The organism is Streptomyces sp. 8N114 (assembly GCF_052245835.1).
In the GTDB taxonomy this organism is placed as follows: domain Bacteria; phylum Actinomycetota; class Actinomycetes; order Streptomycetales; family Streptomycetaceae; genus Streptomyces.
Genome location: NZ_JBQQBT010000011.1, coordinates 179,705 through 192,780, shown reverse-complemented (window position 1 = coordinate 192,780; position 13,076 = coordinate 179,705). Strand labels below are relative to the sequence as shown.

The following is a 13,076-nucleotide window of genomic DNA, read 5'->3' as shown; positions in this document are numbered from 1 at the left end:
CGCGCCCTCAGCCCTGCGCCCTTCCGCCCCGCGCCCTCAGCCCTGCGCCCTTCCGCCCCGCGCCCTCAGCCCTGCGCCCTTCCGCCCCGCGCCCTCAGCCCTGCGCCCTTCCGCCCCGCGCCCTCAGCCCTGCGCCCTTCCGCCCCGCGCCCTCAGGCCCGGGGCAGCCGCTGCCCGTGCGGCTCCATCGCGAGGCAGGCTCAGGCTTCGCACAACGCACTGGCATGGCCCGCAGGCGGTCCGTACCACCGCGCCGCAGTGCCCTTCGGCCCCTCGCTGGACCCCTCCTCCCTCGAACTCCCCCTGAACCTCCACATCCCCACCCGTCATTGCCCGCCACATCGCGGCGGGCTCGTTGCGGGCTTTTTGATCTTTCGTTCGGCCGTCCGCGTGGTTTTCCGTGATCTTCAGTCATGATCTTCCGAAGATCACGGACGGCATTTCTGACCAGCGTCTAAACCGGTGCCGCCGGACTTCTTCGTTCACTCGACAGATCGTTTTTCTCGGCGTCAGTTGAATTTGCACATTCCCTCATGCGAGCGAATTTTCCGGTTCCGGTGCGGCTGATCTTCGCCGATCCCGGCGAATTCTCGCTGCTGCGCTCTGTTTTGATCTAGTGGCGCTCCCTACAATCCGTCCACATCTTTGCAGCAGGACGCCTGAGCGTGCTTGCGCGCGCCCATGTGCCAAACGTCAAGGAGGACGAATGGCGGGGCATCTCAGCCCACTTCACCACCCCCAGCACCTCGCGGACGCCGCAGAACTGACCAGTGGCAACCGGGGACTCGCGATCGTGATCGCGGTTGTCGCGCTGGCAGCGCTCGGCGTCGCCTTGGTGTTGGTACGACAAGTGCTCGCCGCGGGCGAAGGCACCGACAGCATGAAGAAGATCGCAGCCGCCGTGCAGGAGGGTGCGAACGCGTACCTGGCGCGGCAGCTACGCACCCTCGGCGTATTCGCGGTGGTCGTCTTCTTCCTGCTCATGCTGTTGCCGGCCGACGATATGAAACAGCGGATCGGCCGTTCATTGTTCTTCCTGGTCGGGGCGGGTTTCTCGGCGGCCACCGGCTATATCGGTATGTGGCTCGCGGTACGCAGCAATGTGCGAGTGGCTGCTGCGGCGCGTGAGGCGACTCCGGCGCCGGGCGCGGAGGAGCCGTCGGGTGATCTCACGGCTGTTTCGCACAAGGCGATGAAGATCGCTTTTCGTACCGGTGGTGTCGTCGGGATGTTCACTGTCGGGCTCGGCCTGCTCGGTGCGGCCTGCGTGGTGCTCGTCTACGCGGCGGACGCGCCGAAGGTGCTGGAGGGCTTCGGCCTCGGTGCCGCGCTGATCGCGATGTTCATGCGAGTCGGCGGAGGCATCTTCACCAAGGCCGCCGACGTCGGCGCCGACCTCGTCGGCAAGGTCGAACAGGGCATCCCGGAGGACGACCCGCGCAACGCGGCCACCATCGCGGACAACGTCGGCGACAACGTCGGCGACTGCGCCGGTATGGCGGCCGACCTGTTCGAGTCGTACGCGGTGACGCTGGTGGCCGCGCTCATCCTGGGCACCGCCGTCTTCGGCAACGACGGGCTGGTCTTCCCGCTGCTCGTCCCGGCCATCGGGGTGCTCACCGCCATGGTGGGCGTGTTCGCCGTGGCGCCGCGCCGCGCGGACCGCAGCGGGATGACGGCGATCAACCGCGGCTTCTTCATCTCGGCCGTGATCTCGCTCGCCCTGGTGGCCGTCGCCGCGTTCACGTACCTGCCGTCCAGCTACGCGGACCTCAAGGGCGTCTCCGGCGACGATGCGCAGGAAATCCTGGGGCACAGCGGCGACCCGCGCGTGCTCGCCGTCGTGGCCGTCGCGATCGGCATCGTGCTGGCCGCCGTCATCCAGCAGCTGACCGGCTACTTCACCGAGACCACCCGCAAGCCGGTACGGGACATCGGCAGGACCTCGCTGACGGGCCCGGCCACCGTTGTGCTCTCCGGGATCTCCATCGGTCTGGAGTCGGCCGTCTACACGGCCCTGTTGATCGGTCTGAGCGTCTACGGCGCGTTCCTGCTGGGCGGCGGCACGGTGATGCTGGCGCTGTTCGCGGTCGCGCTCGCCGGTACCGGTCTGCTGACGACCGTCGGTGTGATCGTCGCCATGGACACCTTCGGGCCGGTCTCCGACAACGCGCAGGGCATCGCCGAGATGTCCGGGGACGTCGAGGGCGCGGGCGCACAGGTCCTCACCGACCTGGACGCGGTGGGCAACACCACAAAGGCGATCACCAAGGGCATCGCCATCGCCACGGCGGTGCTCGCCGCCGCCGCGCTCTTCGGGTCGTACCGTACCGAGCTGGCCGAGGCGCTCGCGGACGCGGACCAGAGCGCGGGCAAGATGCTGGAGCTGGTGGATATCGCGCAGCCCAGCACGCTGGTCGGGCTGATGTTCGGGGCTGCGGTGGTCTTCCTCTTCTCGGGGCTGGCGATCAACGCCGTTTCCCGTTCGGCCGGTTCGGTCGTCTTCGAGGTGCGGCGGCAGTTCCGGGAGCGGCCGGGGATCATGGACTACTCCGAGAAGCCGGAGTACGGCCGGGTCGTGGACATCTGCACCAAGGACGCGCTGCGCGAGCTGACGACGCCGGGGCTGCTGGCCGTGATGGCGCCGATCCTGGTGGGCTTCACCTTCGGGGTGGGCGCGCTGGCGGCGTTCCTGGCGGGCGCGATCGGTGCGGGCACCCTGATGGCCGTCTTCCTCGCGAACTCGGGCGGTGCCTGGGACAACGCGAAGAAGCTGGTGGAGGACGGCCACCACGGCGGCAAGGGCAGCGAGGCGCACGAAGCCACCATCATCGGCGACACGGTCGGCGACCCGTTCAAGGACACCGCGGGCCCGGCGATCAACCCGCTGCTGAAGGTGATGAACCTGGTGGCGCTGCTCATCGCGCCCGCCGTGGTGCAGTTCAGCTACGGCGAGGACAAGAGCGTGGCCGTGCGTGTGGGCGTCTCGATGGTGGCCGTCGCGGTCATCGTCGGCGCCGTCTACGTCTCCAAGCGCCGCGGTGTCGCCGTGACGGAGGAGAACACCGGCGAGCGGTCCGCCAAGCCCCCTCAGGCCCCGGCAGATTCGGCGGGACCGGCAGATCCCACGGACCCGGTGGACCCGGTGGCCGCCTCTTAGCCGGCTGACGGTCGGCCTGACGGCCTCTCAGGGCGGTACGGCGACATAAATCACAGTCAACCGAGCGGCGGGCGGGACGCATTGGCGTCCCGCCCGCCGTTATGCGTGCTCCGGGGGCCGGCCGGGGTGCCCCCGACGGGTATCGACGAATGTCTGTAATGTCGCACTGCATTGTTGGTGCAAATGGCTGCAATAGTAGGCATAGGGTTCTTCCGGCTCGCCGCCACTCCCTCTCTGGCGTGTATGTTCCGGGCCGAACAGCCATGGAAGGGACCGATCCGGTGAACAAGAAGCTCGCGGCGGCACTGTCCGGCGGTGCGGCGCTCGTACTCGCGCTGACCGGTTGCAGCGACGACAGTGGCAAGACGGACGACTGGGCCAAGCAGGTCTGCGACGACCTGCAGCCTCAGCTCAACAGGGTCGCTCAGGCCAATGCCTCGATCACGGAGGCGGCGCAGTCAGGCAAGTCTCCCGAAGAGGTCAAGAAGGCGGACATCACCGGCTTCCAGAAGGTCTCCGACGCCTACAAGGCGATGGCCGGCGCGGTGAAGAAGGCGGGAGCGCCGCCGGTGGACGACGGGGAGAAGCTGCAGAAGGACGCCGTCAAGGAACTGAACCGGATCTCCGGCAAGTACCGGGACCTCAAGGTGGCCTCCGAGAAACTCCCCACCGACAAGAAGTTCGACGAGGGCCTCGACACCATCGCGGCCAAGCTCAAGTCCCTGGGGCAGAGCGGCGACAAGGCCCTGCAGAAGCTCCAGAAGGGCGAGGTGGGCAAGTCGATGGCCAAGCAGGAGAGCTGCAAGAAGACAGGCGTCACCAAGGGCGGGTCCTGAGGACACGTCACCCACGTTCACCCACGCCCCCGGCGGCGGGGCGGCCCGGGAGCGAAGGAGAATGGCGCGGGTGAGCACTGACGCACTTCCCGAGCCCACCACCGAGAGCACCCGCAGGCTGCGGGAGGCGCTGACCGCGGCCGGATTCACCGCCGACGGCCTCCTCGACCTGCTCGGCGCCCCCGCCTACGCGGCGCTGGCCCGCGGCGAGACCGTCCCGGCGCTGCGTGCCACCCGCGGCGAGGGCCCGCTGGAGACGCTGACGCGGCTCTTCCTGCTGCAGCAGGCGGTGCCGTACCGCAGCGCGCGGGCGGCGCTGAAGGCCGACGAGGCGCTGGCCGACCGGTGGCTGGAGCGGACACCGGTGCCGGGCGCTCCGCGGGACGCAGAGGACGCCGAGGAAGCCGTACGCGCCACCGTGGACGTACGCCCCTACAGCGGGCCTGAGGGCCAGGACTGGTGGGTCGTCAGCGACCGTGGGTGTGCGATCGGCGGCGCCGGCGGTGTGGGCGGGCCGCGCGATTCCGGCCCGGAAAGCCCGGGGGAGGGCGTGGTGCTCGGGGTCGGCGGCGCTTCCACGACCCTCGCCGGGATCATGGTGCCCACCCCCGTCGACCGTGCGCTGGATCTCGGCACCGGCTCCGGAATCCAGGCGCTGCACGCCGGCCGGTTCGCGACACACGTCACCGCCACGGATGTGAACCCGCGTGCGCTGCACTTCGCGCGGCTGACCCTCGCGCTGTCGGGCGCCGCCGAGCCGGAGCTGCGCGAGGGCTCGCTGTTCGAGCCGGTGGCGGACGAGGAGCCGTACGACCTGATCGTCTCCAACCCGCCCTTCGTGATCTCCCCGGGCGCCCGGCTCACCTACCGGGACGGCGGCATGGCGGGTGACGACATGTGCCGCACCCTCGTCCAGCAGGCGGCCCGTCATCTGGCCCCGGGCGGCTACTGCCAGCTGCTGGCCAACTGGGAGCACCGGGGGGGCGCGGACTGGCGCGAGCGCGTCTCGGCGTGGGTGCCGCCCGGGTGCGATGCGTGGATCGTCCAGCGGGAGGTGCAGGACGTCACCCAGTACGCGGAGCTGTGGCTGCGGGACGCGGGGGATCACCGGGGCGACCCGGCCGCATACGCGGTGCGCTACGACGCCTGGCTGGAGGAGTTCGCGGCACGCGGCACCAAGGCCGTCGGCTTCGGCTGGGTCACCCTGCGGCGCACGGAGGCCGAGCGCCCCTCGGTGCTCGCCGAGGAGTGGCCGCACCCGGTCGAGCAGCCCCTGGGCGAGGTGATCCGGGCGCACTTCGAACGGCAGGACTTTCTGCGCCGTACGCACGACGGGGCGCTGCTGGAGCACCGGTTCCTCCTCGCGGACGAGGTGGTCCAGGAGCAGGTCGGAGCGCCGGGCGCGGAGGACCCGGAGTACGTCGTGCTGCGGCAGAACCGCGGGATGCGGCGGGCGACGACGGTGGACACGGTCGGCGCCGGGTTCGCCGGGGTGTGTGACGGGACACTGAGCGCGGGGCGCATCCTGGATGCCATCGGGCAGCTGCTGGGCGAGGACCCGGCCGAGTTGCGGGCGCGGACGCCGGAGTCGATCAGGCTCCTGGTCGAACAGGGGTTTCTCGACCCGGTGCTGGACTGAGCTCCCCGTAGGTCACGTCACAGCAGATTGCGGGCCACCGTCCAGGCGACGGCGGCGCTCAGTACGGCCACTTTCCACCGAGTGTTCATCCGGGGTGCGTACCGCCGGCCGCGCAGCCCCTCGTAGAGCCAGCGCCCCGAGAGGTAGACGGCGACGGGCAGGCCCACCGTCAGCAGCGCGGCGTTGTCGTGCAGGGCCGCCGCCAGGTCGCCGTGCATCAGGTCGTACGCCAGGCGCGTGCCCCCACAGGCCGGGCAGAGCAGCCCGGTGGCCCAGTTGAAGGGGCAGCGCGGCAGCCAGGCGCCTGACTCATGGGGGTTGGTGCCCCACAAGTAGCAGGCGCCTGCCAGGCCCGCCGCCAGTGTGGCGAGCGGCGGAGCTGCCGGGTGGGAGAGGGCGGCGCGGAGTCGGCCAGCGGCAGCAGGGACGTTGATTATCGCCATGTGGCCAGTGCCTCCCCTCGTGTCGCGCCACCCTCTCCCGGGGCCCTGCGAAGCCTTAGCCACGCAGAATACGGCCCTGTGCATCCGTGCGGCTGTCGCTGGTCAGGAAGATGATCCCGTCGACCAGCGCCCAGATGCCCATGCCGCCGCAGGTGAGGAGCTGGCCTATGGCCATGCCCACGTGGCCGGTGTAGAAGCGGCCGATGCCCAGGCCGCCGATGAACAGCTGGAGCACCCCCGCGACGATCTTGGACTTGTCGGAAAGCGGGCGCCCATACGCGTCGTAACCGTACGGAGCGTTCGGGTCCCCGGTGTACTGACCAGGGGCAGCGCCCATGGGCTGCTGCTGCGGGTAGCCGTAGCCGGGCTGGCCGGGCGGCTGGTTGTACGGGTTCTGTCCCGGCTGCTGCGGGTAGCCGTAGCCGGGCTGATTCGGGTCGGACACAAGACCTCCGAGGTCGAGCGGTACCTGGTGATGTGCCCCGGACATGTTGCCAGAGGCTTCGGGCGGCGGGACGGCTGGTTGTCGGGTTACCGTTCGAGTGGCGTTGCGGACTTTTCCCGTTTGACATGGGGGCGGGAGGTACCGTCACACTCCGCAGCGATAGCGATGCAGCGATATTGATACAGAAACCGACCGGAGAGAAGAGAAGAGCAGAAGTTGTCCCCGACCCACGACTCAGCAAATGGTGGGCGCCGACTTGTGATCGTCGAGTCGCCTGCCAAGGCCAAGACGATCAAGGGCTATCTCGGCCCTGGCTACGTTGTCGAGGCCAGCGTCGGGCACATCCGTGACCTCCCGGGCGGTGCGGCCGAGGTTCCCGCGAAGTACAAGGGCGAGCCCTGGGCCCGCCTCGGCGTCAATGTCGACCACGATTTCGAGCCGCTGTACGTCGTCAACAGCGACAAGAAGGACCAGGTCAAGAAGCTCAAGGCGCTGCTGGCCGAATCGGACGAGCTGCTGCTCGCCACTGACGAGGACCGCGAGGGCGAGGCCATCGCCTGGCATCTGCAAGAGGTGCTCAAGCCCAAGGTCCCGGTCAAGCGGATGGTCTTCCACGAGATCACCAAGGACGCCATCCAGAATGCCGTCCGCAATCCGCGCAGCCTCAACCAGCGGCTGGTCGACGCGCAGGAGACCCGCCGGATCCTGGACCGGCTGTACGGCTACGAGGTCTCGCCGGTGCTGTGGAAGAAGGTCATGCCGCGGCTGTCGGCGGGCCGTGTGCAGTCCGTGGCCACCCGGCTGGTGGTGGAGCGGGAGCGCGAGCGCATGGCGTTCCGTTCCGCCGAGTACTGGGACCTGACCGGCACGTTCGCTACGGGGCAGGCGGGGGATGCCTCGACCGGAGCGGGCATGGCGGGTGACCCGGGGACCTTCGGTGCCCGGCTGACCACGGTCGACGGCCGCCGTGTCGCACAGGGGCGTGACTTCGGCTCCGACGGACAGCTCAAGGACCCGTCCGCCGTCCTCCACCTGGACGAGGAGGCCGCCCGCGCGCTGGCCGCCGCGCTGGAGAGCACGGACTTCGCCGTACGCTCCGTCGAGTCCAAGCCCTACCGCCGCTCCCCGTACGCGCCTTTCCGTACGACCACCCTCCAGCAGGAGGCGAGCCGCAAGCTCGGTTTCGGCGCCAAGGCGACCATGCAGGTGGCGCAGAAGCTGTACGAGAACGGCTTCATCACCTACATGCGTACGGACTCCACGACGCTCTCCGACACCGCCGTGGCCGCGGCCCGCGCTCAGGTCACCCAGCTCTACGGCGCCGACTACCTGCCGGACAAGCCGCGTACCTACGCGGGCAAGGTCAAGAACGCGCAGGAGGCGCACGAGGCGATCCGCCCCTCCGGGGACCGTTTCCGTACGCCTGCCGAGACGGGGCTGAGCGGCGACCAGTTCAGGCTGTACGAGCTGATCTGGAAGCGCACCGTCGCCTCCCAGATGAAGGACGCCGTCGGGCAGTCGGTGACCGTGAAGGTCGGCGGCCGGTCCGCGGACGGCCGGGACGCCGAGTTCAGCGCCACCGGCAAGATCATCACCTTCCACGGCTTCCTCAAGGCGTATGTGGAAGGTGCCGACGACCCCAACGCGGAGCTGGACGACCGCGAGCGGCGGCTGCCCCAGGTCGCCGAGGGCGACCGGCTGCGCGCCGAGGAGATGTCCGTCGACGGCCACGCCACCAAGCCGCCGGCCCGCTACACCGAGGCGACGCTGGTCAAGGAGCTGGAAGAGCGCGAGATCGGGCGCCCGTCCACCTACGCCTCGATCATCAGCACGATCCTGGACCGGCGTTACGTCTTCAAGAAGGGCACCGCGCTGGTGCCGTCCTTCCTGAGCTTCGCCGTGGTCGGGCTGCTGGAGAAGCACTTCGGCCGGCTGGTCGACTACGACTTCACCGCCAAGATGGAGGACGACCTCGACCGCATCGCGGCGGGCAGCGCCGAGGCCGTGCCGTGGCTGCGCCGCTTCTACTTCGGCGAGGGCGGCGAGGCCCAGACCGGTGAGGCCGCCGCCGCGGGCAACGGCGACGGCGACCATCTGGGCGGGCTCAAGGAGCTCGTCTCCGATCTCGGCGCGATCGACGCCAAAGGCGTCTCCTCGTTCCCCGTGGGCGAGGGCATCACGCTGCGTGTCGGCCGCTACGGCCCGTACGTGGAGGGGCCCAGCGAGAAGGAGGGCGAGCCCGGCCAGCGTGCCGACGTCCCCGACGATCTGCCGCCGGACGAGCTGACGGTCGACTACGCCAAGGAGCTGCTGGCCAAGCCCAGCGGCGACTTCGAGCTGGGGACCGACCCGGACACCCAGCGCCCGATCGTGGCGCGGGACGGGCGGTACGGGCCGTACGTCACCGAGGTGCTGCCCGAGGGCACGCCGAAGACGGGCAAGAACGCGGTCAAGCCGCGCACCGCTTCGCTGTTCCGCTCGATGTCGCTGGACACCGTCACGCTTCAGGACGCGCTCAGGCTGCTGTCGCTGCCGCGGGTTGTCGGCGTCGATCCCGAGTCCGGCAACGAGATCACCGCCCAGAACGGGCGGTACGGGCCGTACTTGAAGAAGGGCACGGACTCGCGCTCGCTGGAGAGCGAGGAGCAGATCTTCAGCATCACGCTGGACGAGGCGCTGGAGATCTACTCCAAGCCGAAGCAGCGGGGGCGGGCCGCCGCCAAACCGCCGCTCAAGGAGCTGGGGAACGACCCGCAGACGGAACGTCCCGTGGTGGTCAAGGACGGCCGTTTCGGGCCGTACGTGACGGACGGCGAGACCAACGCGACACTGCGGCGGGACGACGACGTCGAGACGATCACCGCCGAGCGCGGCTTCGAGCTGCTGGCCGAGAAGCGGGCGAAGGGGCCCGCCAAGAAGAAGGCTCCGGCGAAGAAGGCCCCCGCCAAGAAGGCCCCCGCCAAGAAGACGGCGGCGAAGAAGACCGCGGCGAAGAAGACGACCACCAAGAAGGCGGCTGCCAAGAAGTCTTCCGCATCGAAGAAGCCTTCTTCGGAGGAGTAGGCGGCTCGGCCTCCACAACCCCCGTCGGCGCATACAGATGTTCGGGTACGCATTCGAGGTGTTGGTGCCTCCCTATACGCTGGCGGGATGAAGTCTTCGCCCCCAACTGCCCCGGACGACGCTCTCGCCGCGGAATCCCGCGAGGGCGCCGTGACCGCGTTGCTGCGTTTCCCCCCGCTGCGGCGGCTGTGGACCGCGCAGTTCACCAGTGGGATCGGCGACATGCTTGGTCTCCTGGTGCTGCTGTTGCTGGCGATGCAGGCGGCAGCCGTACGCGGTGTGGCGGGAGACCCGGTCTTCGGCGGCGGTTACCGCGGAATGGCGCTCGTCGTGGCCGCCGTCTTCGGGCTGCGGCTGCTGTCCACGCTGCTGTTCGGCGCCGTGCTGCTGGGTCCGGTCTCCGCGCTGGTCAGCGGCGTCCGGCAGCAGGAGAAGGCCGAAGAGGGCAAGGACGGTGGGAGAAAGCTGCTCGACCGGCGGTGGACGCTGTTCGGCGCCGATGTGCTGCGTGCCCTCGCGCTGATCGTCGCGCCGCTGTGGATCGACTGGACACCCGGCAGCGCCTTCGTCGTTCTGCTGGTCACCGTCTTCGTGACGGGTGCGGCCGAGCGGCTCTCCACGGTGACGCGGGACAGCGCGGCCCCTGCGCTGCTGCCCGCCGCACCGCGCGAGGGCGCGGCCGTGCGCCCGCTGCCGGACCACCATGAAGCGCTGCGCAGGCTGTGGCTGCGCTCCGGCTTCGTGGCGCTGCCGATCGCCGCTGCCGGGCTCGTTCTCGTCACGCTGATCAGCAACCTGTTCGCCGTGGGGATCGACTGGTTCGGCTCGCACCAGGCCGCGCTCGCCTCGTATGTGGCGGCCGGTCTCTTCGCCGCCGCGGCCGCCGTCGGCTACTTCCTCGAACTGCCGGACGGGCAGACCCCGCGCCCCCGCTCCCCGCTGGAGGGCCTGCGCAGGCCCAGGACGGCCGAGGGCGGAGCGGACAAGGGCCGTAGCGGCGCCGTGCCGCTCCTCGTCATCGCGGGCGGGGCGATCGGCGGCGCCATTGCGGCGGCCGTCGCGCTCGCTCCGCTGCACGCCGCCGATCTGGGCGGCGGGCCTGTCGCGTTCGGGCTGCTGGCGCTGATGCTGACCGGCGGCACTGCCGCGGGTATCCGGCTGGCGCCGTACACGATGCCGTCGCTCTCGCGGCGCCGGCTGCTCGCGCTGGTGACCGGGCTGACAGGCGTCGCGCTGCTGGCGGCCGGGCTGGTGTCCGACACCGCGACCGTCATCGGGCTGGCGCTGCTGGCCGGAGTGGGCGGCGGTATCGCCGCGAACACCCTGCACACGCTGCTCGACCAGGAGACCGAGGAGTCCCGCCGGATCCGTACGACGGAGCACCTCCAGGCGGTGGTGCGGCTGTCGCTCGCGGTGGGCGCGATCCTGGCGCCCGTGGTGGCCGCGCTCATCGGGCCGCACCGGGTGGACAACGGTTCGTTCGTCTTCGACCACGGCGGCGCCTCGTTCACGCTGATGCTGGTGGGCGCACTGCTGCTGCCCGTCGGCGCGATCCTCTTGGGCCGTACGGACGACCGGCAGGGGGTACCGCTGCGGCGGGACCTGCTGGAGGCGTTCGGCGGCGGCCACCCCCGGCAGGCACCGGCCCGGAACGGCTTCTTCCTGGTGCTGGAGGGCGGCGACGGCGCGGGCAAGACCACGCAGGTGGAGGCCCTGGCCGAGTGGATCAGGGCCAAGGGGCACGAGGTCGTCGTCACCAAGGAGCCCGGTTCCACGCCGGTGGGCAAGCGGCTGCGGTCCATCCTGCTGGACGTCTCCTCGGCCGGGCTCTCGCACCGCGCGGAGGCGCTGCTGTACGCCGCCGACCGCGCGGAGCACATCGACACGGTCGTCCGCCCGGCGCTGGAGCGCGGCGCTGTGGTGATCTCCGACCGCTACATCGACTCCTCCGTCGCCTACCAGGGCGCGGGGCGCGATCTGTCCCCGACGGAGATCGCCCGGATCAACCGCTGGGCCACCGAGGGCCTGGTGCCGCATCTGACGGTGCTGCTCGACATCTCGCCCGAGACGGCACGTGAGCGGTTCACCGAGGCGCCGGACCGCCTGGAGTCCGAGCCGGCCGAGTTCCACCAGCGGGTACGGGCCGGCTTCCTGGCCCTCGCCGCCGCCGACCCGGCCCGCTATCTGGTCGTCGACGCCGGGCAGGAGCCTCAGACCGTCACCACGGCCGTCCGGCACCGCCTCGACCAGGTGCTGCCGCTCTCCGAAGCCGAGAAGAAGGCCCAGGAGGAGGCCCGTAAGCGGGCCGAGGAGGAAGCGCGCAAGCGGGCCGAGGAAGAGGCCCGTCGCAAGGCGGAGGAGGAGCGCAAGGAGCGCGAGCGCAAGGAGCAGCTGGAGAAGCTCCGCCGCGAGGAGGAGGAGCGCAAGCGCCAGGAGGCCGAACTGGCGCGCCAGCTGGAGGAGGCCCGGCGTGCCGAGGAGGCCCGTAAGCGGGCCGAGGAAGCCCGCCGTATCGAGGAGGAGCAGCGCAAGCGGCGCGAGGCCGAGCAGCTCGCCTACGAGCAGGAGCAGGAGCGGCTGCGCAAGCGCGCCGAGGAGGAGAAGCGACTGCGGGCCGAGGCCGAGGAGCGCCGCCGCGAGCGGCAGCGCAAGGCCGAGGAGGCGCTGGTGAAGGCCGAGCAGGCGCGGGCCGCGGCCGCAGCCGAGGCGGCGGCCAAGGCCGAGGCGGAGGCCGCGGAGCGGGCGCAGCGGGAGGCGGCTGAAGCCGCGGAGGCCGCGGAGGCCGACTCTGCGGAGGGTGATTCTGCCGCGGAGGCCGGCTCTGCGGAGGCCGATTCTGCCGCGGAGGATGGTGCCGCTGCCGAGGCTCCGGGGGCCGCGGGCGAGGCGGATGCCGATGCCGATGCCGATGCCGCCGATGCCGACGCCGACGCCTCGCCTGACGGGTCCGAGGCCGATACGGCGCAGATCCCGCAGGTGCGGCCGCAGGGCGACGGGGCCGCAGGACCGGACGCGGAGGACACCACGCAGTTGCCGCGCCCCGGGGCGGCGTCGCCCGAGGACGAGACGACGGTGCTGCCGCGCGTCTCCGAGGCGGACGACACCCAGGAGACGACGGTCCTCCCGCAGGTCCCCGAGTCCGGTCCCGAGTCGGCTTCCGAGCCTGACGACGACCGCACGCGGGAGCTTCCGCAGGTCGACGAGGGGGAGTCGCGTCCCCGTCCCTCCTGGGCGGAGGACACCCCGCTCGACGATGCGCCGACCCTGGCGGACAAGCTCCTGGGCCCGCATGAGAGCGACGACGACGGGGGCGACGGGCGCCGTCGTCGCTAGGCCGCGTCAGGTGTCTGGGTAGGGGTTGCCCCTGCCGGAGGTACGCAGGCTGCCGGTGCTCCCCCAAGCTCTTCGAGCAGGGAGGTACCCCCATGGCTTGTCGCGCAGTTCCCCGCGCCCCTTTCGGGGCGCGGGGATGTCACCGGCATCCGCGACA

The 13,076-nt window shown here is 70.7% G+C and carries 7 protein-coding genes; 5 read left to right on the top strand and 2 right to left on the bottom strand.

What is annotated here, in order from left to right; all coding sequences use genetic code 11:
- The first annotated feature begins 706 nt into the window (after nucleotides 1–706).
- The 3 genes from ACTWQF_RS23120 (at nucleotide 707) to ACTWQF_RS23110 (ending at nucleotide 5,635) form a co-directional block, all read left to right on the top strand.
- Nucleotides 707–3,160, top strand: coding sequence for a sodium-translocating pyrophosphatase (locus ACTWQF_RS23120; protein WP_443281534.1), 2,454 nt, complete (start codon nucleotides 707–709; stop codon nucleotides 3,158–3,160).
- Nucleotides 3,161–3,423: 263 nt separating this feature from the next.
- Nucleotides 3,424–3,996: a small secreted protein gene (locus tag ACTWQF_RS23115; protein ID WP_443281533.1), complete on the top strand. Its 573-nt coding sequence runs from the start codon at nucleotides 3,424–3,426 to the stop codon at nucleotides 3,994–3,996.
- Between the two features lie 61 nt (nucleotides 3,997–4,057).
- A complete protein-coding gene (locus tag ACTWQF_RS23110; protein ID WP_443281532.1) occupies nucleotides 4,058–5,635 on the top strand; it encodes a DUF7059 domain-containing protein in 1,578 nt (525 codons plus the stop codon).
- A gap of 17 nt (nucleotides 5,636–5,652) precedes the next feature.
- Here ACTWQF_RS23110 and ACTWQF_RS23105 read toward each other — a convergent pair whose 3' ends face one another.
- Entirely contained in the window at nucleotides 5,653–6,078 is a 426-nt protein-coding gene (locus ACTWQF_RS23105; protein ID WP_443281531.1) for a DUF2752 domain-containing protein, read from the bottom strand.
- Between the two features lie 55 nt (nucleotides 6,079–6,133).
- A complete protein-coding gene (locus ACTWQF_RS23100) occupies nucleotides 6,134–6,523 on the bottom strand; it encodes an NINE protein (RefSeq protein WP_443281530.1) in 390 nt (129 codons plus the stop codon).
- A 216-nt stretch (nucleotides 6,524–6,739) separates the two neighbouring features.
- Between ACTWQF_RS23100 and topA the strand changes: the two genes are divergently transcribed.
- Entirely contained in the window at nucleotides 6,740–9,586 is a 2,847-nt protein-coding gene (gene topA, locus ACTWQF_RS23095) for a type I DNA topoisomerase (RefSeq protein ID WP_443281529.1), read from the top strand.
- Nucleotides 9,587–9,673: 87 nt separating this feature from the next.
- Nucleotides 9,674–12,919, top strand: coding sequence for a dTMP kinase (tmk, locus tag ACTWQF_RS23090; protein ID WP_443281528.1), 3,246 nt, complete (start codon nucleotides 9,674–9,676; stop codon nucleotides 12,917–12,919).
- The last annotated feature ends 157 nt before the right edge of the window (nucleotides 12,920–13,076 follow it).

Coding starts and splice junctions, on each gene's coding strand:
- ACTWQF_RS23120 (WP_443281534.1), top strand. CDS start 707: ATGGCGGGGCATCTCAGCCCACTTCACCACCCCCAGCACCTCGCGGAC.
- ACTWQF_RS23115 (WP_443281533.1), top strand. CDS start 3,424: ATGGAAGGGACCGATCCGGTGAACAAGAAGCTCGCGGCGGCACTGTCC.
- ACTWQF_RS23110 (WP_443281532.1), top strand. CDS start 4,058: ATGGCGCGGGTGAGCACTGACGCACTTCCCGAGCCCACCACCGAGAGC.
- ACTWQF_RS23105 (WP_443281531.1), bottom strand. CDS start 6,078: ATGGCGATAATCAACGTCCCTGCTGCCGCTGGCCGACTCCGCGCCGCC.
- tmk (WP_443281528.1), top strand. CDS start 9,674: ATGAAGTCTTCGCCCCCAACTGCCCCGGACGACGCTCTCGCCGCGGAA.